The organism is Micromonospora sp. NPDC047548 (genome assembly GCF_040642975.1).
In the GTDB taxonomy this organism is placed as follows: domain Bacteria; phylum Actinomycetota; class Actinomycetes; order Mycobacteriales; family Micromonosporaceae; genus Micromonospora.
The window spans coordinates 104,499-126,321 of the sequence record NZ_JBEYTI010000004.1 but is presented as its reverse complement, the minus strand read 5'-3'; the positions used below and the strand labels follow the sequence as shown (position 1 = coordinate 126,321).

Below are 21,823 nucleotides of genomic sequence, written 5' to 3'. Positions count from 1 at the left end.
ACACGGCCCGGTAACAATCCCGAAACCCGCCCACCGGCCGTGGGTTGCGTTCCCGCGCGATGACGGCGACCTGCGCTCCGTGCCACTTCCCATCGATGGAGGTTTCTGCCACGCTATGCCCAGCTGATTGAAGAATCTCGACATGGGAGGTGCTCGATGCATAGACGGTGGTGGAGCCTGGCCGCGATTGCGCTGCTCGCCGCGGTGGCCCTGGTGGCCCCGGCGAGCCCGGCGATGGCGGCGCCGAGCTTCAAGGTGCCGTTCCCCTGCGGCCAGTCCTGGTCGGGGCAGACCCGATCCGACCACAGCCCGGCGTACGCGATCGACTTCAACCGCACCGACGACCTCGGCGACCCGGTGGTGGCCAGTGCCTCCGGCACCGTCGACCGGGTCACCGACCTCGGCGGCACCAGCTACGGCAAGTACGTCCGGATCGACCACGGCGGCGGCTACACCACCTACTACGCCCACCTCAACGGCTTCAACGTCTCGGTCGGCCAGACCGTCGGCTACGGCAAGGTGATCGGCTGGGTCGGCAGCACCGGCGGCTCCAGCGGGCCGCACCTGCACTACGAGCAGCGGCTGAACGGCAGCGACATCCAGGTCCGGTTCAACGGCGCGTTGGCGCTCTACTGGGGCACCAAGAGCTACACCAGCGACAACGCCTGCTCCGGCGGCACCGCGACGGGGACGGTGAACACCGCCGGCGCCGACCTGACCGTCCGCTCCGGCCCGGGCACCAGCTACGCCGCGGTCGGCTCGGTCGCCGACGGCGCCACGGTCACCATTCAGTGCCAGACCACCGGCACCACGGTCACCGGCACGTACGGGACCAGTTCGGTCTGGGACCGGATCGGCTCCGGCCGGTACGTCTCCGACGCGTACGTCTACACCGGCTACACCGGGTGGATTCCGAACGTGCCGCGCTGCTGATACGGCGACGCGACGGACAGCGCAGCGCCGGGGTCGTCGATTCCGGATCTCGTCGATTCCGGATCTCGGTCTGGGAGGACGGAGATACCGGAAGCGACGACCCCGGCGGGTCCGGTGATGTGAATCAGCGTCAACTGAAGATGCTGACGCCACCCGGGCCGACCAGCAGGCCGACCACGATGAGGACGATGCCCCACAGGATCTGCCGGCGGAACAGCGCGAGGATGCCGGCGACCACGAGTACGACTGCGAGAATCCAGAGAATCAGCTCCATGGCGGCTGAAGTACCCGGCCCACTGATTCGGGAAACCAGGGACGATCACTCGAGTTGATCTCCCAGGTGGAAGATGCTGTACGCCTGCTTGATCACCGGGTGCGCGACGTTGCGCACGCGTACCCCGCCCGGGGTGGTGCCCCGCTCGGTGCCCGCGTGGGCGTGCCCGTGCAGGGCCAGCGCGGTCGGCGCCGAGTCGATCGCCTGACCCAGCTGGTACGACCCGAGGAACGGGTAGATCTCCAGCGGCTCACCGGCGAGGGTGTCCGGCACGGGGGAGTAGTGGGTCAGCGCGACCAGCCGGTCGCAGTCCAGCCCGCGCAGCGCCCTGCCCAGCGCGTCCGCGCTCTCGTTGGTGGTGTGGACGAACGCCTTCATCTCCGGCTCGCCGAAGTCGCTGGCGCACCGACCGGCGAAGCCGCCGCCGAAGCCCTTGACCCCGGCCACGCCGAGCCGGCCGCCGGCGCACTCCACCACCATGCCCGTCCCCTCCAGCACGGTGATCCCCACGTCCGCCAGCGCCTTGACCACCTGCGGCACCTCGTCGCACTGGTGGTCGTGGTTGCCGAGCACGGTGATCACCGGGACCCCGAGCCCGCCGAACTCCCGGGCCACGCAGCGCGCCTCGGCCTCGGTGCCGTGCCGGGTCAGGTCCCCGGCGAGCAGCAGCACGTCGGCGCAGTCCGGCAGCTCCTCCAGGGCCGGCCGGAACCGGCCGACCACGTCCTCGTCCACGTGCACGTCGCCGACCGCGGCGATCCGGATCATCGTCGGGCCCCCCTCACGGCAGCTCCTCGACCTGGGTCGGCGCCTGCGTCCGGATCACCCCGATGTCGCTGGTGATCGGCTCGTCCGGGAAGCGCTCGGAGACCCGGCGGAGGATCTCCTCCCGTCGGTGCGGGCTCTCCACCTCGCCGTAGAGGACCAGGCCGCGCTCCCGGCGGACCACGGTGATCCCCTGCTCGGCGACGTCCGGATCCTCGGCGAGCAGCCGGTGGATCTCCGCCTCGACGTACTCGTCGGGCGGGCCGGCGCCATGTTCGGTCACGGTGTCTCCTCTCCCTCGGGGGTGCGGGCGTATGGCACGGGCGTGCCGCAGTACGGGACCACGTCGAGCCGGTCCAGCAGCACCAGGAACGCCTCGGCGTACGGCGAGTGCCGCGTCTCCTTCCGTACCCGTTCCCAGTCGATCTGTTCCCGGAGCGAGCGGGCCAGCGGCAGGCCGCGGGCGAAGTCGCAGTAGTGCTGCGAGAAGCTGAGCAGCTTGTGCACCATCAGCCGGGTCGCGGACAGCACCGGCAGGTGGATGGCGTCCACCGGACGCACCACCGTGTCGGCGAAGGTCTCCTCGGTCACCGGGGTCTCGATCGGCCGGTGGATCAGGTCCACCATCCGCCCCTCGTCGTAGACCTTCACCAGCCAGTCCTCCGGCGGGCGCTCGGCGGTGAAGCCCTCGGCGACCAGCGCCTCCACCGACCGCTCGAGGTCCTCCTCGCGGAGCAGGAAGTCCACGTCGTGCTCACTGGAGTGGCCGCCGTGCGCGTAGACGGCGAAGCTGCCGCCGAGGGCGAAGGGGATGTCGTTCTGCTTGAGCACGGCGGCGACCCGCTTGAGGGTGTGCAACAGGCTCTCGTCCCCGCGCTCGGCCATCTGGTACTCCCGTCGTCGTGAAGGTGGACAGGCGGTCGGAAATGACGTTGCGTACCCGGCTCGCCCGGCACCCACACCTCGGCAACGGGCGGGACTGGTCACCGGGTCATCAACCGGGCAAATCCGTGCGAGCGAGCGCGGGTCGGATAATCTCTGCAGGGTGGCCAGATCACTGCGGGCGACCGGCGGCAGGGCCCGACTGCGCCGCGTCGCCCTGATCGGCATCGACGGCTCGGGCAAGACCACCCAGGCGCACCGGCTCGCCGACGTGCTCACCGCGGTCGGTCGGCCGGCCACCTACCACCGCAACGCCGGCGGCCGGCGCTGGCTCGGCCGCCTCGCCAACCGGCTCGGACGCCCCGACGCGCAGCGCCTGGTGGGGCGCAACGGGGTGCTCGCCGTCGAGTCGGTGCTGCGCTGGCTGGCCATCGCCGCCGCGCTGGCGAGCTGCCTGGTGACCGGCCGCACGGCCGTCATGGACCGCTACTCCGCCTGCCAGTACGCCAGCATCCGGGCGCACGGCGGGCAGCGCTGGGAGCGGCTGGCCCGGGCCGGTTACCGCGTGTTCCCGGCACCGCAGGTCACCTTCCTGCTCACGGTGGACCCGGCGGAGGCGTACCGGCGGATCGAGCGGCGCGGCGAGGACCACGAGACGATGGGCTGGCTGACCGCGGCCGACTCCGCGTACCGCACGCTGCCCGAGTACCAGAGCTTCGTGGTGGTCGACGCGGGTGGCGCGCCGGAGGAGGTGGAGCGGCGCATCCGCGCCCACCTGGCGGCCTGGCTGCCGCCGGGGGCCGGTCGGCCGTCCCCCGACGCGCCGTCCCCCGACGCGTCGGCGCCCGGCCCGCCGGCAGCCGAACCGATCCGGGATGGGCTACCCGCTCAGGCCCGCCCGTAGACCGGGACGGCCGCCCCGCTGGTCGGCGCGGACTCGTCCGAGGCGAGGAAGCGGACCACCGGGGCGATCTCGGCCGGGGTCACCCAGCGGCGGTGGTCGGCGTCCGGTTGGGCGGCCCGGTTCGCCGGGGTGTCGATCACGCTCGGCAGCACCGTGTTGCAGCGCACGGCGGAGGCCCGGTACTCCACCGCCACCGCGTTGGCGAAGGCGAGCACGGCCGCCTTGGCGGTGGCGTACCCGGCCGCCCCGGGGAACGGCGCGAGCGCGGCCCGCGCCGAGACGCAGACCACCGCGCCGCCGCCGGCCGCGACCAGGTGCGGCAGCGCCGCCTGGGTGACCAGATAGGTGGGGCGCAGGTTGATCGCCAGCATCCGCTCGAACTCCTCGACCGGGGTCTCGTGCACCCGGCCGCCGCTGGCGTACCCGCCGACCAGGTTGACCACGGCGCGCAGCGGCGCGGCCGGGTCGTCGGCGGCGGCCCGCACGGCCCGGGCGACGTCCGTCGGGTCCATCAGGTCCGCGGTCACCCGGACCGGGCCGGACGAAGCCTGCCTCGTCGGGGTGGCGCTCCCCCGCTGCGGTACGACCACCCGCCAGCCTGCTTGGACGAAGGCGGCGGTGACCGCCCCACCGAGTCCGCCCGTCCCGCCGGTGACCAGCACGCTGCGATCCACCATGCGGGACACCGTAGCGTGGTCGTCACCGGCGGGGGCAGCGGTCGTGTCGTCCGGCGGTAACCGCGCAGGCCGCCGGGACTCTGCCGCTGCGGGGGATACTTCTGTCGGATACGCGCGGTGATGGTTGACGGGCCGCCGCTCATGAAAGTAAGTTTCATCCGTGGCGAAGAGTCCGAAGATTTCCGCGAGTCACGAGCCGGGTGGGCTGATCGTCCACATCAGCGGCCTGCTCCCCTCGCTGTCGCCCGCCGAGCAGCGGGTGGCCCGGCTGGTCGTCTCCGACCCGGCCGGCGCCGCGCGCCGGACCATCACCGATCTCGCCACCACCGCCGAGACCTCCGAGGCCACCGTGATCCGGTTCTGCCGGTCGGTCGGCATGGACGGTTACCCTCAGTTGCGGATCCGGCTCGCCGCCGAGGCCGCCCGCCGGGTCGAGCCGCCGGACGCCCGGGTCGTCGGTGGTGACATCCCGCCCGGCGCGGACCTGGCGCAGATCATCGCCACCATCGCGTTCAACGATGCCCGGGCCGTGGAGCAGACCGCCGAGCAACTCGACCCGGCGGTCTGCGAGCGGGTGGTGGACGCCATCGCCGCCGCCGGCCGCATCGACGTCTACGGCGCCGGGGCCAGCGGCTTCGTCGCCTCGGACTTCCAGCAGAAGCTGCACCGCATCGGCCGCACCGCCTTCTACTTCCCCGACGTGCACACCGCGCTGACCTCCGCCGCGCTGCTCGACAAGGGGGACGTCGCGGTGGGCATCTCACACACCGGCACCACCTCCGACGTGATCGAGGTGCTGGAGCAGGCCCGAGCGCGGGGCGCGTCGACCGTCGCGCTGACCAACTTCCCCCGCTCGCCGATCACCGAGGTCGCCGACTTCGTGCTCACCACCGCGGCCCGCGAGACGACCTACCGTTCCGGTGCGATGGCGAGCCGGCTCGCCCAGCTCACCGTCGTCGACGTGCTCTTCGTCGGGGTGGCCGCGCGCAACCGGGCCCGGGCCCGCAAGGCCCTGGAGGCGACCGCCGAGGCGGTCCAGTCGCACCGGGTCGGCCCGGGGCGGAGGCGCGGGTGACCGCCGGCCGGGTGGAGCCGGACGAGGCGGTCGCGACCCGGCCGGTGGTCCGGGTGGGCGCCCCGACCGAGCGCCGCAACCCGGACAGCGCCGACCTCGACCTGATGTCGACCCGGGACGTGCTCACCGTCATCAACGACGCCGACCGCCGGGTGCCGGCCGCCGTCGCGGCCGTCCTCGGCGAGATCGCCGCGACCGTCGACCTGGCCGTGGCGGCCCTGCGCGGCGGGCACCGCGTGCACTACTTCGGCGCCGGCACCTCCGGCCGGCTCGGGGTGCTCGACGCCGCCGAGCTGGCCCCCACCTTCAACTCCCCGCGGGGCTGGTTCTGCGCCCACCTGGCGGGCGGCCCGGACGCGATGTGGCGCGCCGTCGAGGACGCCGAGGACGACGAGCCGGGCGGCGCCGCGGAGGCGGCCGAGTGCGTACGACCGGGTGACCTGGTCGTCGGCCTGGCTGCCAGCGGACGCACCCCGTACGTCCTCGGGGCGCTCGCCGCAGCCCGGGCGCGGGGCGCCGCGACGGTGCTTCTCTGCGCGAACCCGGAGGCGGAGGCCGCCGCCTCGGTCGACGTGTTCATCGGGGTCGACACCGGACCGGAGGTGGTCACCGGCTCGACCCGGATGAAGGCGGGCACCGCGCAGAAGCTGGTGCTGAACACCTTCTCCACGGCCGTGATGGTGCGCCTCGGCCGGGTCTACTCGAACCTGATGATCGACATGGTGGCCACCAACGCCAAGCTGCGCGGCCGGATGATCTCGATCCTGATGGAGGCCACCGGCCGCTCGGAGGAGACCTCCCGGCGGGCCCTGCACGAGGCCGACGGCGACCTCAAGACCGCACTGGTCTCGCTGGTCTCCGGGGCCGAGGTGTCCGCCGCCCGGGCGGCGCTGGACCGCTGCGCGCACCAGGTTCGCGGCGCGCTCGCCCTGCTCGCCTCCTGACCCCTGTGCGCCGGCGGCGGCGCCGCCCGGTCGGGTGAGACGCGGAACACGTCGCGGACGGGGACGTCCAGCACGCCTCGGATTGTTGTCCGGGGGGTGGGGTAATCAATGTCCCGTGGTTGAACCGATCGGTCCGCCGGCGCGTGTCTGGCAGTGACCAGGATCGCAGCCGGGCGGTGACGAGGGTCGCTGCGTCGTTGGCGTCGCAATGGTGCGATTGCCCAGGGCGGAGGCCGATTTCCCCTGATCCGACAGCCCGTTCATGGTGTGGGGTCGGTGAGCGCCGAGCGGGGTGCTGACAGCAAACGTGGACCGAGCTTTCAGCTGATACTCAGGCATTCGTGACACTTTCGACTCACGACATGGAATCCCCGACACGTCTCATCTGTTGTGTAGGTGTCAGCACCGACGGGCACAGCGGAGGTTACGGGGGAGGGCCGATGGACGTGGGGATGGCAAGGAACCGGGCAACCGGCGCGAGCGAGGGGACCGTGGGCAACGTGGACAAGAACATCGGCATGCGGACCGATCAGGTCGCCGAGGAGCGCGACCTGGTTGGCGTCTACCTGCACGAGATCTCCCGGACGCCGCTGCTGGACGCCGCCAAGGAGGTCGATCTCTCCAAGGCCATCGAGGCCGGCCTCTACGCCCAGCACCTGCTCGGCGAGGACCGCGTCCCCGACGGCGTCGACCGGGACGACCTGGAGCGCGTGGTCGCCGAGGGCGAGCGGGCCAAGGACCTCTTCATCCGGGCCAACCTGCGGCTGGTGGTCTCCATCGCCCGGCGCTACGTCCGGTCCGGGATGCCCATGCTGGATCTGATCCAGGAGGGCAACACCGGTCTGGTCCGCGCGGTCGAGAAGTTCGACTACGAGCGTGGCTACAAGTTCTCCACCTACGCGACCTGGTGGATCCGCCAGGCCATCAGCCGGGCGATCGCCCAGCAGGAGCGCACGGTGCGGCTGCCGGTGCACCTGGTCGAGGACGTCAACCGGATGCGCAACGTGGCCCGGCAGCTCACCCGTGAGTTGGGCAGCGACCCGGAGCCGGAGCAGATCGCGGCGGCCCTCGGCGTCACCGTCGAGCGGGTCAACGAGCTGGTCCGCTGGTCGCAGGACACGGTGTCGCTGGACACCCCGATCGGCGACGACGGCGACACCAAGCTCGGCGACCTGGTCGCCGACAGCGACGCCCCGTCGCCGGAGGAGATCGTCCTCACCGGCCTGGAGCGGCAGCGCATCGAGGGTCTGCTCAACCACCTCGACGACCGGTCGGCCGGCATCATGCGGGCCCGGTACGGGCTCGAGGACGGGCGGGAGCACTCGCTCACCGAGGTCGCGTCGCGGTTCTCGCTCTCCCGGGAGCGGATCCGCCAGCTGGAGATCCAGGCCCTCGGCCGGCTCCGCGAGCTGGCTCGGGCCGAGGGGCTGCAGGCAGCCTGACCCGGTGACAATGACGGCGAACGGCCGGCGTCCGATAGGGGGACGCCGGCCGTTCCCGTATCCGGGTCGGGGTCAGACCCGGCCGTAGCCCTGGATCGACATGATGTCCATGTCCCGCTTCAGCACGTTGCGCCCGGCGCTGGGCGCGTCGATGATCTGCCCACCGCCGACGTAGAGGCCCACGTGCCCGAGGCCGCTGTAGAAGACCAGGTCCCCGGGTCGCAGGTCGCCGCAGCCGATGTGCGACACCGCGCCCCACTGCATCCGGACGTTGTGCGGCAGCGACCTGCCCGCCGCCCGCCAGGCCGCCAGGGTGAGCCCGGAACAGTCGTAGCCGCCGGGGCCGTCGGCGCCCCAGACGTACGGCTTGCCGATCGCCCCGTACGCGTAGCGCACCGCGATCCCGGCGCTGCCGGAGACGGCGGGCGCGGCGTCGGTGGAGCGGACGGCCGGCCGTGGGGCCGGTGCCTCGGTGGCCCGGCCGTACGCCTCCCGGCGCAGCTGGTAGAGCCGGGCCAGGTCGCGCTCGATCTTCTTCTTCGTGTTCGCGATGCTGCTGGCCTGCGCGACCTCCCGGGCCAGCGTCGCGTCCAGCCGGGTCTTCTCGTCGAGCAGCTTCCGCTGGCTCGTGGTGAAGTCGGCGATCCGGTCCTGGCGTTCCCGGGTGAGCCGGTCGATCGTGGTGAGCCGGTCCAGCAGCGACGCGGGCCCACCCGGTTCGAGCAGCGCCTGCGCGGTCCGCAGGCCACCGGTCTTGTACGCGGTCGCGGCCATCTCCCCGACGTCGGCCCGGCTCCGCGCGACCTGCTCCTCGAGCGGTCCGATCCGGGCGTGCAGCGAGGCCGCGGTCTCCTTGTTGGCCTTGATCTCCTCGTTGAGCTTGTTGTACGACTCGACGACCTGTTCCAGTTCGGTCGAGGACCTCTCGATCCGTGCGGTCAGCTCGGCCACGGACGGCTCGGCCTGAGCCACCGTGGACGGGGCGATCAGTGCGGCCGAGAGGCCGGCGACCGTGAGCGTTCGCACCAGCATCCGTGGGGACGACAAGAGCGGAAGGCTCCTCTCTGCGGGCCGCCGGGGGATGCTGACGCCCCCGGCGGCACCGGCCTGGGGCCATCCGGACGGATGGCGGCCGACCGTGCCGGCCCGCCCAACCTAACCCGGGACGGGAGTCGCGTGCAGGTGAAGCCGGGGCGAAAGTTGGCAAAGGGGCAGGAAGGGCCGCTGCGCAGCGTGACGTCCGGTGACACTGCTGTGGCGTGACGTGGGTCGCGGCTGGTGAGTTGCACTTCACGGCTTTCGCCGGATTCGTCGTTCTCGACGGATCTCGCGGCGCGAGTGGTGCGGACGCCGGACAAACCCGAAACGGATGGCACATACGGGCAGCCCGGGACGGGTGCCCGGCGGCGAGGGCCGGAATCCGACCCGACGCGGTTGGCGGGGCGGCAACAGAATGGAGCCCGGAGCCGGGAATCCCGTCGTGAGCAGGCACGGCACGGTGGGAGAGCCGGCACCGCCGGCCCCTGGGAGGACGCCGTGCAGACAGACCGCTCCGCCACCCGCCCGCCGCGCTCGTCGCGCGGGACAGAGCTGCTCTACGCGCGACCGGGAATCGTGGTGACCACCGAACGGTTCACCGTCGGCCGGAACACCTTCGCCGTGGCCGACCTCACCCACCTGCGTACCGCGCGGGGGCCGCACGACCGGCTGGCCGTGCGCGCCGTCGCGGTGACCGCCGCCCTGATCACCGGCGTCGGCGTGCTGCTCGGGTTCACCGGCGGGCTGCAACGGCTCACCGCCGGGGCGTACCTGACCCTGGGGGTGCTGTTCCTGCTGCCGGTGCTGCTGGTGCTGGCCGGTGACCGCTGGCGGCCGCCGGCGTACGAGCTGTGGGGGCATTGCGGGGGCGTCGAGGTGCTGTTGTTCAGCAGCGACGACGAGCGGCAGTTCGGCCAGGTCAGCCGGGCGCTGGGTCGCGCCCGGGAGCTGCACCGGTATCCCGACGCGGAGGACCCGGCCGGCACGGCCGGCTGCTGGCGACCGGAGCGTTGAGGCGTGCCTAGCCCGCGGCCACCGGCTCCGGGGTGCGGGGCTGCCGGGCCGCGAACTCCCGGGTCACCCTGCGCTCGGCGACGAACGACACGAACGGCACCGTGCCGGCGAGCATCACCAGCAGCATCCGCTTGAGCGGCCAGTTCACCCGGCGGCCCAGGTCGAAGGTGGCGGCCAGGTAGAGCAGGTAGAGCCAGCCGTGCGCGGTGCCGACGACCGCCACCACGATCGGCTCGTCGAACGCGTACTTCAGCGGCATGCCGATCAGCACCAGCACGGCCAGCGCCACGCCCACGATCCAGGCGATCACGCGGTACCGGGTAAGGGCTCCGCCCACCGTCTTCCGTCCTTCCGCACCGGCCTCAGCCGGGATAGTCACCGGGCCTCGCGCCCGGATTGGCGTTCAACCATGTCAGGTAGCGGTTGTACTCGGCCAGGTCGGCGTCCGGCACGTCGCCCGTGGCCGGCACCCGGGCCACGCGCACCGGGCGGCGTACCGCCAGGGCGGCCGGGCCCGGGGCGGCGTCACCGGCGGTGACCGCCTCTGGCGTCGCGGCCGGGCCGCGCAGGGTGTGCTGGACCTCACGCCACCAGACGAAGACCACGAAGCCGGCGAAGATCGGCCACTCCACCGCGTACGCCCAGCTGAGCGTGTTGCCCGAGGCCGCCCGGCTGATCTGCCACCAGCCCAGCGCCAGGAACCCGACGACCAGCACGACCAGGGCCACGTGGCGGGCGATCCACGCCGGTGTCCAGAGCCGTTTCATGGCGTCGAGCGTACCGGGACGGCCCGGCATCTCCGCCGTGGCGTCGTAGGAGGGTTTGGTGACACCCGGTCTGGGCATCCGTCTAGATGCCAGCTCAAACGAGCCCAGGGGGCGACATGACCGAATCAGTACGCCAGTCCGGTGACGTCAGCCCGGAGCAGCGGATGACCGAGTGGGGCGGCGACCTCGCCCGCGACGCGTCGGCCTCCGGCGCGGACGTCGACGGTGAGCTGGTCGGGGTGGACCCGGCGGAGTTGGGCGACGAGGACCTGATCCGGGAGCTGCAGAGCCTGCACCGCACCCGGCTGGACACCCTGCGGCACGCGGCCGACTCCGCGCTCGCCAACCACCTGCGCCGCACCGCCGAGCTGGAGACCGAGTACCTGGCCCGGCACCCCGGGCGCGAGGTCGACCCGAGCCGGCTGCGGGACGCCTGATGGCCACGCACGCCGAGCGGGGTATGTCCGCGCCGCCCGAGGTGGTGTTCAACACCGCGACCGACCCGGACCGGGCCTCGGCCTGGTTGCCGGACCCGCTGCGGCAGGACGGCGGGGAGCGCCCGCAGGCCACCGCCGAGGAACTGCGGGCCCGGTGGAGCAGCGTCTCCGCCCCCGGCTGGTCGGCCGAGATCCGGGTGGAGGCGGCCGACGCCGGAGGAGCCCGGGTCCGGCTCGACCTGACCGGTGGGGACGACGGCCTGGCCGACGAGACCCTGGCCAACCTCGCCCGCGAGGTGGCCGACAACCTGACCGCTGGTTGAGCGGAGCCTGATGAGGGAGAAGGAGATGCCGGTGACCCAGGGCGGCCTGAGGCAGCGGGTGGCGCGGCTGCGCCAGGCGTACGCGCCGCACGAGCACCGGCCGCTGGGCGGCTACCTCGCGGCGATGGGCACCTACGCCACGGTCACCGCGTCGCTGGCCGGCCTGGTCCGGGCGACCGGGCGGCCGGTGCCGGACCGGCCCGCCGCCGGCGACGTGGTGCTGCTCTCCATCGCGACGCACAAGCTGAGCCGGCTGCTCTCCAAGGACGCGGTGACCAGCCCGTTGCGGGCCCCGTTCACCCGCTACGACCGCCCGATCGGCAGCGGCGAGGTGATGGAGCAGGTCCGCGACCAGGGCAGCGGGATGAGGCACGCCGTCGGCGAGCTGCTGAGCTGCCCGTTCTGCCTGGCCGTCTGGGTCGCCACCGGCCTCACCGGCGGCCTGGTGCTGGCGCCCCGGCTGACCCGGCTGGTGTCCACCGCGCTGACCGCGGTCGCCGCCTCCGACTTCCTCCAGATGGGGTACGCCGTCGCGCAGCGGGCCGCCGCGGGCCACCACGACGAGCAGTGACCCGTACGCGAGGGGGCCGGCGGTGCGCCGGCCCCCTTCGCGTCGTCCTCGTCAGGTCGGGGTGGTGCCGTGGTTTTCCCCGGCCCAGCCGCGCGACGCCTCCGGCTCCCGCTCGTCGGAGTCCTCGCCGGTGACCACGTCGCGGTCGACCGCGGTGCGGTCGTGCTCGTTGGCGAAGTCCGGCTCGGGGAGCGTGTCCACGCCCTCCGGGGGCTCGCCGAGCGCCGGCAGCTTGTCGTGGTGCTCCTCGGGGTCGGACATCTCGTCTCCTCTCGCGGGGGGCGTCAGGTGACCGCACCGCCGAGCAGGTCCGCCGCCTCGTCCACCGCGTACTCACCCTGGGGAAGCGCGGCGATCCGGGTGAGCAACGCCGCGGGAAGTTCCGCGGCGACGGCCCGGCGGTAGATGTCCGCCTGGCTGATCCGCTCCTGGCCGTGGTAGATGTCGTCGAGCAGCTCATCGAGGGGCCGGGTGTCCGGCTCGTCGGTGACAGCCGCGTCGATCACGGGAACGTCATCGGTCACGTCGCCCACCTACCCACCCCCGAACCGGTCAAACAACACCCCTCCCCCTCCCCACCGATCGGGCAGGTGGGGTGGGTCAGGCCGGGGCGGGGAGGGTGGCGCGGCGGGTACGGACGGCGGCGGCCAGGTGGTCCAGGACCTCGGCGGTGGTGTCCCAGCCGATGCAGGCGTCGGTGACCGACCGGCCGTAGGTCAGCTCCCGGGTGGGGTCCAGGTCCTGGCGGCCGTCGAGCAGGAAGCTCTCCAGCATGATGCCGACGATGCCGCGCTGGCCGGCGGTGAGCTGCCCGGCCACGTCGGCGGCCACCTTCGGCTGGTTGCGGTGGTCCTTGCCGCTGTTGGCGTGGCTGGCGTCGACCACCACCCGCTCGGGCAGGCCGGCGGCCCGCAGCAGGTCCAGCGCGCCAGCCACCGACTCGGCGTCGTAGTTCGGCCGGCCGCCGCCGCCGCGCAGCACCAGGTGCCCGTCGGCGTTGCCCCGGGTGTGCATGATCGCCGGGGTGCCGGAGACGTCGATGCCGGGGAAGACGTGCGGCACGCCGGCCGCCCGGATCGCGTCCACCGCCGTGCCGATGCTGCCGTCGGGGCGGTTCTTCATGCCGATCGGCATGGACAGCCCGGAGGCGAGCTGCCGGTGCACCTGGCTCTCCACCGTCCGGGCGCCGATCGCGCCCCAGGACACCGTGTCGGCGATGTACTGCGGGGTGATCGGGTCCAGGAACTCGCAGCCCACCGGCAGGCCGAGGCGCAGCACGTCGAGCAGGAGCGCCCGCGCGGTCCGCAGGCCGCGGTTGACGTCGCCGGAGCCGTCCAGCGCCGGGTCGTTGATCAGGCCCTTCCAGCCCACCGTGGAACGCGGCTTCTCGAAGTAGACCCGCATCACCACCAGCAGGTCGTCGGCGTGCCGGTCGGCGGCCTCGCGCAGCCGGTGGGCGTAGTCCAGCGCCGCGGCCGGGTCGTGCACCGAGCACGGGCCGACCACCACCAGCAGGCGGTCGTCGGCGCGATCCAGTACCCGGCCGACCGCGCGCCGGCCGGCCAGCACGGCCGTGGCGAGCGGGGCGTCCAGCGGCAGGTCGTGCAGGAGCAGGGCGGGGGTGGTCAACGGCACGACGCGGTCGATCCGCTGGTCGATGACCGCGCGGGTCTCCGGAGTGGTCACGGTGGGCATCCTTCCGCCGACCGTGACCGGGGCCGGTGCCCGGGTCGAGCCGGCTGCTCGTACGCAGAAGGGCAGGAGCGGAAGCTCCTGCCCGGCCGGCTCGAAAACGTGGTGACGTCAGCTCATGGCGAGGTCACCGGCGGCGGAGCCGGCTGCCTGAACCATCGATACGAGCGCGTCACGCCGGTAAGCCTACCCGACCGGACCGGCGAGGCTCACCGGGTCGTCCGGAAAGCGTCGCCTGACGTTCGCCTTCGTCGATGCCGCTGGCGGAGCCCCCGGCGCGGCACGTCCGGCGCCGCCCGGCATCGCCCCGAGCGGGCGCGATCTTGCGGGCGTGCCGGGCGGATCGGGGGGTATGAGACTCGGCATGAGCCACGAGCAGAGCGACCAGGAACGGGTGGAGTCCCGTGCCCACCTGCTGCCCGAGGAGGCGGCGCTCGGCAGCGAGAACCCGCAGGCGCAGGCCGACGCCATCCTCACCGAGTCCGACATCCGGGAGGAGGACCGGAACGCCGCCCCGGACACGGTGCTGGAGGATCGCACGTCCGATCAGACCGTGACCCCGAGCGAGCCCCCCGACTGATCGACCGCCCCGCGGCACGTCCCCTTTCCGCCCCGGAGATCGGATAGCGTCGGGTCATGCCCGACAGCGGTTACCCCTGGCCCATCGAGACGACCCGACTGGACAACGGCCTGCGCGTGGTGGTGAGCGAGGACCGTACCGCCCCGGCGGTGGCGGTCAACCTCTGGTACGACGTGGGTTCCCGGCACGAGCCGGCGGGCCAGACCGGCTTCGCCCACCTCTTCGAGCACCTGATGTTCGAGGGCTCGGTCAACGTCGCCAAGACCGAGCACATGAAGCTGATCCAGGGCTCGGGCGGCTCGCTCAACGCCACCACCAACCCGGACCGGACGAACTACTTCGAGACCGTCCCGGCCGAGCACCTGGAGCTGGCGCTCTGGCTGGAGGCCGACCGGATGGGCGGCCTGGTCCCCGCGCTCACCCAGGAGACGCTGGACAACCAGCGCGAGGTGGTCAAGAACGAGCGCCGCCAGCGCTACGAGAACGTGCCGTACGGCGACGCCTGGCTGCGGCTGCTGCCGCTGCTCTATCCGCCCGGCCACCCGTACCACCACGCGACGATCGGCTCGATGGCCGACCTGAACGCCGCCGACCTGGCCACCTTCCAGGCGTTCCACACGACCTACTACGCGCCGCACAACGCCGTGCTCACCGTCGTCGGCGACGCCGCCGCCGCCGAGGTGTTCGCGCTCGCCGACAAGTACTTCGGCGCGATCCCCGTCCGCGAGGAGATCCCCGCCGCGCCGGACGGCCGTACCGTCGCGGCCACCGGCCGGGCCGCCGTCGAGACGGTCACCGGCGACGTCCCCGCGCCCCGCGTGTACGTCGCGCACCGCACCCACCCCTTCGGCGCCCCCGGGTACGACGTGGCGACCGTGCTCGCCGCGGTGCTCGGCAGCGGCCGGGGCAGCCGCCTCTACCAGCGCCTCGCCGACGGGGAACGGATCGCCCAGCCGGACCTGGTCGGGGCGTACGGGGTGGACCTGGCGCACGCCCCCGCGCCGTTGATCGTCACCGCCACCGCCCGCCCCGGGGTGGGCGCCGAGCGGCTGGCCGCAGGCGTCGCCGAGGTGGTCGACGAGCTGGCCACCGTGCCGGTGACCCACGCCGAGCTGGACCGGGCCAAGGCGCTGCTGAGCACCGCCTGGTGGCGGCAGATGTCCACGGTGGACGGCCGGGCCGACACCCTCGGCCGGTACGCCACCCAGTTCGGCGACCCGGCCCGGGCCGCCGAGCGGCTGCCGGCCTGGCTGGCGGTGACCGCCGACCAGATCGCCGAGCTGGCCGCAGAGCTGCTCGGCGCCGACGACCGGGTGACCCTGACCTACCTGCCGGAGGAGACCCCATGACGCTGATCGCCGCCCGTCCCGGCGCGGGCACCCCCCGCCCGTACCGGTTCCCGACCGTGGTCCGGCGGGACGTCGCCGGCGGCCGGGTGGTCGCCGCGCACCTGCCCGGGCAGAACCTCGCCGTCGCGGTGCTGCTGCTCGACGCGGGGGCCGGCCGCGAGCCGGTCGGCAAGGAGGGGCTCGGCGGGGTGCTGGCCAAGGCCCTGGAGGAGGGCACCACCCAGCGGGACGCCACCACCTTCGCCCTGGCCGTCGAGGGCCTCGGCACCGAGCTGGTGACTGGGCTGGACTGGGACTCCTTCCAGGTCAGCGTCCAGGTCCCGGTGGGCCGGCTGAGCGCGGCGGTGGAGCTGCTCGCCGAGGCGGTCCGGACGCCCCGGCTCGACCCCGACGACGTGCGCCGGGTCCGCGACGACGAGGCGACCGCGCTGCGGATGGACTGGGCCAACCCCGGGCCGCGCGCCGACGCGGTGCTCCGCGCCGACCTCTTCGGCGCCGAGAACCGGTGGGGCCGCCCGATGTACGGCGACCCGGACTCGGTGGCCGCGCTGGACGTCGAGGACGTCACCGTCTTCCACTCCGAGTGGTTCCTCCGGCCCGGCACGCTGATCGTCGCCGGTGACCTGGACCGCCTCGACCTGGACGGGCTCGCCGCGGCGGCGTTCGCCGGCACCGGCGGCGGCCCGGTCGAGCGCGGCGGCCCGATCGAGGTGCCGCTGCACACCGGGCGGCGGATCCTGCTGGTGGACCGGCCCGGCTCGGTGCAGTCCACGTTGCGGCTGGGGCACCCGTCGGCGCACCGCGCTCACCCGGACCACGTGCCGATGACGCTCGCCGGCACGGTGCTCGGCGGGGCGTTCACCTCCCGGCTCAACCACCTCATCCGGGAGGTGCACGGCTACACGTACGGCATCCGGGGCGACTTCGCCTCGTCCCGCCGGTTCGGCCGGTTCGCGGTCAGCTCCGGTGTGCAGACCGCGGTGACCGCGCCGGCCCTGGTCGAGGCGGTCGGGGAGATCTCCCGTACCCAGGCCGGCGGGGTGACCGCCGACGAGCTGGCGGTGGCCCGCTCCTGGCGGGCCGGCCAGCTGTCGGTGGAGTTGCAGAGCCCGCGGGCGATCGCGTCGGCGCTGACCACCCTGGTGGTGCACGACCTGCCGGACGACTACCACGCCCGGCTGCGCGAGTCGCTGCTCGCCGCCGACGTGGCGCAGGTCTCCGCCGCGGCCGCCGCCCACCTGCACCCGGAGTCGCTGACCCTGGTGGTGGAGGGCGACGCGGCGGTGATCCGCGACGAACTCATCGCGACCGGGCTCGGCGAGGTGACCGACGCCACGCTCTGATCGGGCCGGATCCGGTCCGGGCGGTGGGAAAGCGTTCCCGCCCGGACCGGCGGCCTGGGTAGCCTCGCGGGCATGAGGATCGGCATTGTGGGGGCCACCGGCCAGGTCGGTGGCGTGATGCGGCAGGTGCTGGCGGAGCGCGACTTCCCGGCGGAGCAGGTGCGGCTGTTCGCCTCCGCCCGGTCGGCCGGGCGGACCCTGCCCTGGCGCGACGGCGAGGTGACGGTCGAGGACGCGGCCACCGCCGACTATTCCGGGCTGGACATCGTGCTCTTCTCGGCGGGCAAGGGCACCGCCAGGGAGTTCGCCCCCCGGGTCGCCGCCGCGGGCGCCGTGGTGATCGACAACTCCTCGGCGTTCCGGATGGACCCGGAGGTGCCGCTGGTGGTCGCCGAGGTCAACCCGCACGCCGCCGCCGTACGCCCGAAGGGCATCATCGCCAACCCGAACTGCACCACGATGGCCGCGATGCCGGTGCTGCGCCCGCTGCACTCCGAGGCGGAGCTGGTCGGCCTGGTCGTCTCGACGTACCAGGCGGTCTCCGGGGCCGGCCTGGCCGGCGTCGCCGAGCTGGACGAGCAGGTCCGCAAGGTCGCCGAGGACGCCGCCGCACTCGCCTTCGACGGCACCGCCGTGCAGTTCCCCGCGCCGCGCTCCTTCGCCCGGCCGATCGCCTTCAACGTGCTCCCGCTCGCCGGCTCGATCGTCGACGACGGCTCCTTCGAGACCGACGAGGAGCAGAAGCTGCGCAACGAGAGCCGGAAGATCCTGGAGATCCCCGGGCTGAAGGTCTCCGGCACCTGCGTCCGGGTGCCCGTCTTCACCGGCCACTCGCTCCAGCTCAACGCCCGCTTCGCCCGGCCGGTCACCCCGCAGCGGGCCCGCGAGCTGCTCGACGGCGCGCCCGGCGTGGCCCTCGCCGACGTGCCCACCCCGCTGGAGGCGGCCGGCCAGGACCCGACGTACGTGGGCCGGATCCGCGCCGACGAGACCGTCGAGCACGGCCTGGCGCTGTTCTGCTCCAACGACAACCTGCGCAAGGGCGCCGCGCTGAACGCGGTGCAGCTCGCCGAGCTGGTCGCCGCCGAACTCCGCTGAGCCCGCCCGTCCCCCGGGCGGGTCGCGTCGGGCCGGCCGATTCGGGTGCGAGCGACATACCTGACAGGCATATTTGTGCCTCTCAGGTATGTCGCTCGTGGGCACACCTGCTTCTGCACCAGCTGACGCGGAGGACGCCATGACGGACGAACGGACCCGGCAGGACCTGACCGAACTCATCGCCGGCCGCTGGCTCGGCGTGCTCGCCACCATCAAACGGGACGGGCGGCCGCAGCTGTCCAACGTGGTGTACGCCTTCGACCGGGAACGGGAGCTGATCCGGGTCTCGGTCACCGACGGACGGGCCAAGACCGCCAACCTGCGTCGTGACCCCTGGGCCAGCTTCCACGTGAGCAGTGCGGACGGCTGGGCGTACGCGGTGGCGGAGGCGCGGGCCGAACTGACCCCGGTGGCGCAGCGAGCGGACGATCCGACCGTGGAGGAGCTGATCGGGCTCTACCGGGCGGTGCAGGGCGAACACCCCGACTGGGACGACTTCCGCGCGGCCATGGTCGCCGAGCGGCGGCTGGTGCTGCGCCTGCACGTCGAGCGGGTCTACGGCATGCCACCGCGCGGCTGACCGCCCCCGCCGGTCGCTGCCGCGATCGCGGTTGCGCCGGCACCGGTGAGCACGCGTTACCTGAGGCGGGGCGGCGGGTAGACGGAGCCTGCCGACACCGAGAGGGGAGCACCATGACAACGGTCGGAGAGTTCATGACGACCCGGTTGGTGACGATGGACGGCAACGACACGCTCACCGCCGCGGCTCAGGAGATGCGGGACAGCGCGATCGGCGACGTGGTGGTGACCGCGGGAGACGACGTGGCTGGCATCGTCACGGACCGGGACATCACGGTCCGCGGCGTGGCCGAGAACATGGACCCGAACACCACCAGGCTCAACCAGATCACCAGCAAGGACGTGGTGACGGTCAGCCAGTACGACGACGCGGTCGCCGCGGCCGACCTGATGCGGACGTACGCCGTGCGCCGGCTGCCGGTGGTGGACGACGGCAAGCTGATCGGCCTGGTCTCGATGGGTGACCTGGCGGTCGAGCGGGAGCCGCAGTCGGTGCTCGCGGACATCAGCGCCGACGAACCCAACAACTGACCGTCCGCCGCGGGCCGGTGACGCCGGCTCCCCCAGCCGGGGGGCCGGCGTCCGGCTGCCCGCGGCTCGCCGGGACTCACCTGATCCGGGCGAGGTTGACGGCACACGGGACGGGGACCCGGTCGGGGTACGTCGTCATGCCGTGGATCGACGGGGGGAGTGGACGGTGGACCCGACCACGAGGTTCTTCGAGGATCTCGACCGCCGGGGCTACGAGCCCCTGCTGGCCAAGACCTCGGGGACATTGCGCTTCGACCTGCACGAGGGGGCGCACACCAGGCACTGGCTGCTCCAGATCGACCGGGGCAGGCTGGAAGTCAGCCAGGAGGACCGGGAGGCGGACACCGTGCTCGGCACCGGACCCGACCTCTTCGGGGACATCGTCGCGGGTGGCGAGAACGCGATCGCCGCGTTGTTGCGGGGCGACATGACCGTCTCGGGCGACCTGCGACTGGTGCTCCAGGTGGAGCGGATCTTCCCCGGCCCGGCCACCTCCCGGGGCCCGCGGCACGAATTCCGCAGGGAGGCCCGCTGATGGCGCAGAGCAACACGATCCGGATCCTGGACGGCAACACCTTCGTCGTCTCCGAGGAGACCGGCGACATCGAGGCGACGCCGAGCGAACCGACCGGCCTGTTCGCCATCGACACCCGCTTCCTGTCGAAGTGGGTGCTGACGGTCAACGGCGAGCGCCTCAACGCGCTCTCCTTCGACGATCTGCAGTACTACGAGGCGCGGTTCTTCCTGGTGCCCGGCATGGCCACCCACTACATCGACGCCAAGCTGTCGATCATCAGGGAGCGGGCGGTCGGCGGGAGCTTCCGCGAGGACCTGACCATCCTCAACCACGACGAAAGGCCGGTGGATCTGGAGATACGGATGGACGCCGGCTCCGACTTCGCCGACCTGTTCCAGGTCAAGGACGAGATCCTGAACAAGAAGGGCGAGATCTACACCGAGGTGGAGGAGGACCGGCTGCGCCTGGGCTACCGGCGTGGCAACTTCCGGCGCGAGACGGTCATTTCGGCGTCCCGGCCGGCCCGCTACGACAAGAACGGGTTCGCCTTCAGCGTCCACCTGGAGCCGAACGAGCAGTGGCGCACCGGCATCGACGTGAACACGCTCGCGATCGGTCCGGGCGGCCGGGACCTGCGGATGGGCCTCCGGGTGCACGGCACGGAGCGGCTCGCCCTCCAGCACGACCTGGAGGAGTGGATCGCCAGGGCCCCCAAGCTCAACAGCGAGCACCCCGAACTGGCGGCCACCTACCGGCGCAGCCTGATCGACCTGGCGGCACTGCGCTTCGCGCCGCTGTCGCTCGGCGGGCTGACGCTGCCCGCGGCCGGCCTGCCCTGGTTCATGACGATGTTCGGCCGGGACAGCATCCTGACCTGCCTGCAGGTGCTGCCCTTCGCCCCCGAGCTGTCCAAGACCACGCTGCGCATCCTCGGCGCGTTGCAGGGCACCCGATTCGACGACTTCCGGGATGAGGACCCGGGCCGGATCCTGCACGAGATGCGCTACGGCGAGACCGCCGCCTTCGAGGAGCAGCCGCACTCGCCGTACTACGGCTCGGTCGACGCCACCCCGCTCTTCCTGATCCTGCTCGACGAGTACGAGAAGTGGACCGGGGACGTCGCCCTGGTCCGCGAACTGGAACGGGAGTGCCGAGCCGCGCTCAAGTGGGTCGACGACTACGCCGACCTGGTCGGCAGCGGCTACATCTGGTACGAGCGGCGCAACACCGAGACCGGCCTGGAGAACCAGTGCTGGAAGGACTCCTGGGACTCCATCTCGTACCGCGACGGCACGCTGCCGCCGTTTCCCAGGGCCACCTGCGAGGTGCAGGGCTACGCGTACGACGCGAAGGTGCGGGCCGCCCGGCTGGCCCGCGAGTTCTGGGGCGACCCGGGGTACGCCGACCAGTTGGAGCGGGAGGCGGCGCAGCTCAAGGACCGGTTCAACCGGGACTGGTGGGTGGAGGACGGCGAGTACTACGCCCTCGCCCTGGACCCGGACGGGCGCCAGTGCGGCACGCTGAGCTCCAACATCGGGCACCTGTTGTGGAGCGGCATCGTCGACCGGGACCGGGCCGAGAAGATCGCTCGCCACCTGGTCGGTCCCCGGCTCTTCTCCGGCTGGGGTGTGCGCACCCTCGCCGAGGGGGAGGTCCGGTACAACCCGATCGGTTACCACAACGGCACGATCTGGCCCTTCGACAACTCCTTCATCGCCTGGGGCCTGCGCCGGTACGAATTCAGGGAGGAGGCCGCCACCATCGCCAGCGGGATCCTGGACGCCGCCCGCTACTTCAACGGGCGCCTGCCGGAGGCGTTCGGCGGCTACCCCCGGGAGCAGACCAAGTTCCCGGTGGAGTACCCGACGGCGTGCAGCCCGCAGGCGTGGTCCACGGGCACCCCGCTGCTGCTGCTGCGGACCATGCTCGGCCTGGAGCCGCATGAGGGGCACCTGGCGGTCGAGCCGGTGCTGCCGGTGGGGATGGGTCGGATCGAGATGCTCGACATCCCCGGCCGCTGGGGCCGGGTGGACGCCTTCGCCCGGGGCCGGCTGGACCTGCACAACCTGGCCGAATAGCGGTGTCCGC

Annotated in this window: 28 protein-coding genes; 17 read left to right on the top strand and 11 right to left on the bottom strand. The window is 72.8% G+C overall.

Features of this window, described 5'->3' with window-relative positions:
* The first annotated feature begins 156 nt into the window (after positions 1 to 156).
* A complete protein-coding gene (locus ABZ807_RS05890; RefSeq protein WP_357153417.1) occupies positions 157 to 933 on the top strand; it encodes a peptidoglycan DD-metalloendopeptidase family protein in 777 nt (258 codons plus the stop codon).
* A 130-nt stretch (positions 934 to 1,063) separates the two neighbouring features.
* Here the strand turns inward: ABZ807_RS05890 and ABZ807_RS05885 are convergent, their stop codons facing one another.
* From ABZ807_RS05885 to ABZ807_RS05870, 4 genes are read right to left on the bottom strand one after another with little or no spacing between them, the layout of a single operon-like run.
* A complete protein-coding gene (locus ABZ807_RS05885; protein WP_018786997.1) occupies positions 1,064 to 1,207 on the bottom strand; it encodes a GPGG-motif small membrane protein in 144 nt (47 codons plus the stop codon).
* Positions 1,208 to 1,252: 45 nt separating this feature from the next.
* Positions 1,253 to 1,975, bottom strand: a complete 723-nt coding sequence (locus tag ABZ807_RS05880; protein ID WP_357153414.1) for a metallophosphoesterase — start codon at positions 1,973 to 1,975, stop codon at positions 1,253 to 1,255.
* 13 nt (positions 1,976 to 1,988) lie between these two features.
* Positions 1,989 to 2,255, bottom strand: coding sequence for a hypothetical protein (locus tag ABZ807_RS05875; RefSeq protein WP_357153412.1), 267 nt, complete (start codon positions 2,253 to 2,255; stop codon positions 1,989 to 1,991).
* On the bottom strand, positions 2,252 to 3,082 hold the full coding sequence (locus ABZ807_RS05870) for a nucleotidyltransferase (RefSeq protein ID WP_357153410.1): 831 nt from the start codon (positions 3,080 to 3,082) through the stop codon (positions 2,252 to 2,254). The genes ABZ807_RS05875 and ABZ807_RS05870 overlap by 4 nt, the downstream gene beginning before the upstream one ends.
* Between ABZ807_RS05870 and ABZ807_RS05865 the strand changes: the two genes are divergently transcribed.
* Positions 3,018 to 3,758: a dTMP kinase gene (locus ABZ807_RS05865; RefSeq protein WP_357153409.1), complete on the top strand. Its 741-nt coding sequence runs from the start codon at positions 3,018 to 3,020 to the stop codon at positions 3,756 to 3,758. The two genes, ABZ807_RS05870 and ABZ807_RS05865, sit on opposite strands and share 65 nt — an antisense overlap.
* Here ABZ807_RS05865 and ABZ807_RS05860 read toward each other — a convergent pair.
* Positions 3,743 to 4,435 carry an SDR family NAD(P)-dependent oxidoreductase gene (locus ABZ807_RS05860; protein ID WP_357153407.1) on the bottom strand — a complete coding sequence of 231 codons (693 nt, stop codon included), beginning with the start codon at positions 4,433 to 4,435 and terminating at the stop codon, positions 3,743 to 3,745. The two genes, ABZ807_RS05865 and ABZ807_RS05860, sit on opposite strands and share 16 nt — an antisense overlap.
* Before the next feature lie 160 nt (positions 4,436 to 4,595).
* Between ABZ807_RS05860 and ABZ807_RS05855 the strand changes: the two genes are divergently transcribed.
* The 3 genes from ABZ807_RS05855 to ABZ807_RS05845 all read left to right on the top strand — a co-directional run bounded on the left by ABZ807_RS05855 (position 4,596) and on the right by ABZ807_RS05845 (position 7,896).
* Complete coding sequence (locus ABZ807_RS05855; protein ID WP_357153405.1) at positions 4,596 to 5,510, top strand: MurR/RpiR family transcriptional regulator; 915 nt, start codon at positions 4,596 to 4,598, stop codon at positions 5,508 to 5,510.
* A complete protein-coding gene (gene murQ / locus ABZ807_RS05850; protein ID WP_357153403.1) occupies positions 5,507 to 6,454 on the top strand; it encodes an N-acetylmuramic acid 6-phosphate etherase in 948 nt (315 codons plus the stop codon). Before ABZ807_RS05855 ends, murQ begins: the two co-directional genes overlap by 4 nt.
* A gap of 452 nt (positions 6,455 to 6,906) precedes the next feature.
* Complete coding sequence (locus ABZ807_RS05845; RefSeq protein ID WP_357153716.1) at positions 6,907 to 7,896, top strand: sigma-70 family RNA polymerase sigma factor; 990 nt, start codon at positions 6,907 to 6,909, stop codon at positions 7,894 to 7,896.
* A 72-nt stretch (positions 7,897 to 7,968) separates the two neighbouring features.
* On the opposite strand, the gene ABZ807_RS05840 is transcribed toward ABZ807_RS05845, so the two are convergent.
* Entirely contained in the window at positions 7,969 to 8,943 is a 975-nt protein-coding gene (locus tag ABZ807_RS05840; RefSeq protein ID WP_357153401.1) for an NlpC/P60 family protein, read from the bottom strand.
* Positions 8,944 to 9,432: 489 nt separating this feature from the next.
* Here ABZ807_RS05840 and ABZ807_RS05835 point away from each other — a divergent pair, with 489 nt between their 5' ends.
* Positions 9,433 to 9,948, top strand: a complete 516-nt coding sequence (locus tag ABZ807_RS05835) for a DUF6232 family protein (protein WP_357153399.1) — start codon at positions 9,433 to 9,435, stop codon at positions 9,946 to 9,948.
* A gap of 7 nt (positions 9,949 to 9,955) precedes the next feature.
* Here the strand turns inward: ABZ807_RS05835 and ABZ807_RS05830 are convergent, their stop codons facing one another.
* A complete protein-coding gene (locus ABZ807_RS05830; RefSeq protein WP_357153398.1) occupies positions 9,956 to 10,285 on the bottom strand; it encodes a DUF3817 domain-containing protein in 330 nt (109 codons plus the stop codon).
* A gap of 25 nt (positions 10,286 to 10,310) precedes the next feature.
* On the bottom strand, positions 10,311 to 10,715 hold the full coding sequence (locus ABZ807_RS05825; protein WP_357153714.1) for a hypothetical protein: 405 nt from the start codon (positions 10,713 to 10,715) through the stop codon (positions 10,311 to 10,313).
* A gap of 116 nt (positions 10,716 to 10,831) precedes the next feature.
* Here ABZ807_RS05825 and ABZ807_RS05820 point away from each other — a divergent pair, with 116 nt between their 5' ends.
* Genes ABZ807_RS05820 through ABZ807_RS05810 form a run of 3 tightly spaced genes read left to right on the top strand, consistent with a single transcriptional unit; the run spans position 10,832 to position 12,046 of the window.
* Positions 10,832 to 11,152, top strand: coding sequence for a DUF6158 family protein (locus tag ABZ807_RS05820; protein WP_357153396.1), 321 nt, complete (start codon positions 10,832 to 10,834; stop codon positions 11,150 to 11,152).
* On the top strand, positions 11,152 to 11,475 hold the full coding sequence (locus tag ABZ807_RS05815) for a hypothetical protein (protein ID WP_357153395.1): 324 nt from the start codon (positions 11,152 to 11,154) through the stop codon (positions 11,473 to 11,475). The genes ABZ807_RS05820 and ABZ807_RS05815 overlap by 1 nt, the downstream gene beginning before the upstream one ends.
* Before the next feature lie 10 nt (positions 11,476 to 11,485).
* Positions 11,486 to 12,046 carry a DUF1360 domain-containing protein gene (locus tag ABZ807_RS05810; RefSeq protein ID WP_357153393.1) on the top strand — a complete coding sequence of 187 codons (561 nt, stop codon included), beginning with the start codon at positions 11,486 to 11,488 and terminating at the stop codon, positions 12,044 to 12,046.
* Between the two features lie 51 nt (positions 12,047 to 12,097).
* Here the strand turns inward: ABZ807_RS05810 and ABZ807_RS05805 are convergent, their stop codons facing one another.
* The 3 genes from ABZ807_RS05805 to ABZ807_RS05795 form a co-directional block, all read right to left on the bottom strand.
* Positions 12,098 to 12,307 carry a hypothetical protein gene (locus ABZ807_RS05805; RefSeq protein ID WP_357153391.1) on the bottom strand — a complete coding sequence of 70 codons (210 nt, stop codon included), beginning with the start codon at positions 12,305 to 12,307 and terminating at the stop codon, positions 12,098 to 12,100.
* 23 nt (positions 12,308 to 12,330) lie between these two features.
* Positions 12,331 to 12,579, bottom strand: coding sequence for a hypothetical protein (locus ABZ807_RS05800; RefSeq protein ID WP_357153389.1), 249 nt, complete (start codon positions 12,577 to 12,579; stop codon positions 12,331 to 12,333).
* Positions 12,580 to 12,646: 67 nt separating this feature from the next.
* On the bottom strand, positions 12,647 to 13,741 hold the full coding sequence (locus ABZ807_RS05795) for a 3-deoxy-7-phosphoheptulonate synthase (RefSeq protein ID WP_357153387.1): 1,095 nt from the start codon (positions 13,739 to 13,741) through the stop codon (positions 12,647 to 12,649).
* Positions 13,742 to 14,102: 361 nt separating this feature from the next.
* On the opposite strand from ABZ807_RS05795, the gene ABZ807_RS05790 reads away from it, so the two are divergent.
* The 8 genes from ABZ807_RS05790 to ABZ807_RS05755 all read left to right on the top strand — a co-directional run bounded on the left by ABZ807_RS05790 (position 14,103) and on the right by ABZ807_RS05755 (position 21,813).
* Entirely contained in the window at positions 14,103 to 14,318 is a 216-nt protein-coding gene (locus tag ABZ807_RS05790) for a hypothetical protein (RefSeq protein ID WP_357153385.1), read from the top strand.
* A gap of 56 nt (positions 14,319 to 14,374) precedes the next feature.
* On the top strand, positions 14,375 to 15,667 hold the full coding sequence (locus ABZ807_RS05785; RefSeq protein WP_357153384.1) for a pitrilysin family protein: 1,293 nt from the start codon (positions 14,375 to 14,377) through the stop codon (positions 15,665 to 15,667).
* Positions 15,664 to 17,010: a pitrilysin family protein gene (locus ABZ807_RS05780; protein ID WP_357153382.1), complete on the top strand. Its 1,347-nt coding sequence runs from the start codon at positions 15,664 to 15,666 to the stop codon at positions 17,008 to 17,010. The genes ABZ807_RS05785 and ABZ807_RS05780 overlap by 4 nt, the downstream gene beginning before the upstream one ends.
* Before the next feature lie 72 nt (positions 17,011 to 17,082).
* A complete protein-coding gene (locus tag ABZ807_RS05775; protein ID WP_357153380.1) occupies positions 17,083 to 18,108 on the top strand; it encodes an aspartate-semialdehyde dehydrogenase in 1,026 nt (341 codons plus the stop codon).
* A gap of 139 nt (positions 18,109 to 18,247) precedes the next feature.
* Positions 18,248 to 18,688 (top strand): PPOX class F420-dependent oxidoreductase, encoded by a 441-nt coding sequence (locus ABZ807_RS05770; RefSeq protein WP_357153379.1) that lies wholly within the window; start codon positions 18,248 to 18,250, stop codon positions 18,686 to 18,688.
* 113 nt (positions 18,689 to 18,801) lie between these two features.
* The gene (locus tag ABZ807_RS05765) at positions 18,802 to 19,218 is read left to right on the top strand and encodes a CBS domain-containing protein (protein WP_357153377.1); all 417 of its coding nucleotides are present in this window, start codon (positions 18,802 to 18,804) and stop codon (positions 19,216 to 19,218) included.
* A 166-nt stretch (positions 19,219 to 19,384) separates the two neighbouring features.
* Complete coding sequence (locus ABZ807_RS05760) at positions 19,385 to 19,753, top strand: SCP2 sterol-binding domain-containing protein (RefSeq protein ID WP_357153376.1); 369 nt, start codon at positions 19,385 to 19,387, stop codon at positions 19,751 to 19,753.
* Positions 19,753 to 21,813: a glycogen debranching N-terminal domain-containing protein gene (locus ABZ807_RS05755; RefSeq protein WP_357153374.1), complete on the top strand. Its 2,061-nt coding sequence runs from the start codon at positions 19,753 to 19,755 to the stop codon at positions 21,811 to 21,813. The genes ABZ807_RS05760 and ABZ807_RS05755 overlap by 1 nt, the downstream gene beginning before the upstream one ends.
* The last annotated feature ends 10 nt before the right edge of the window (positions 21,814 to 21,823 follow it).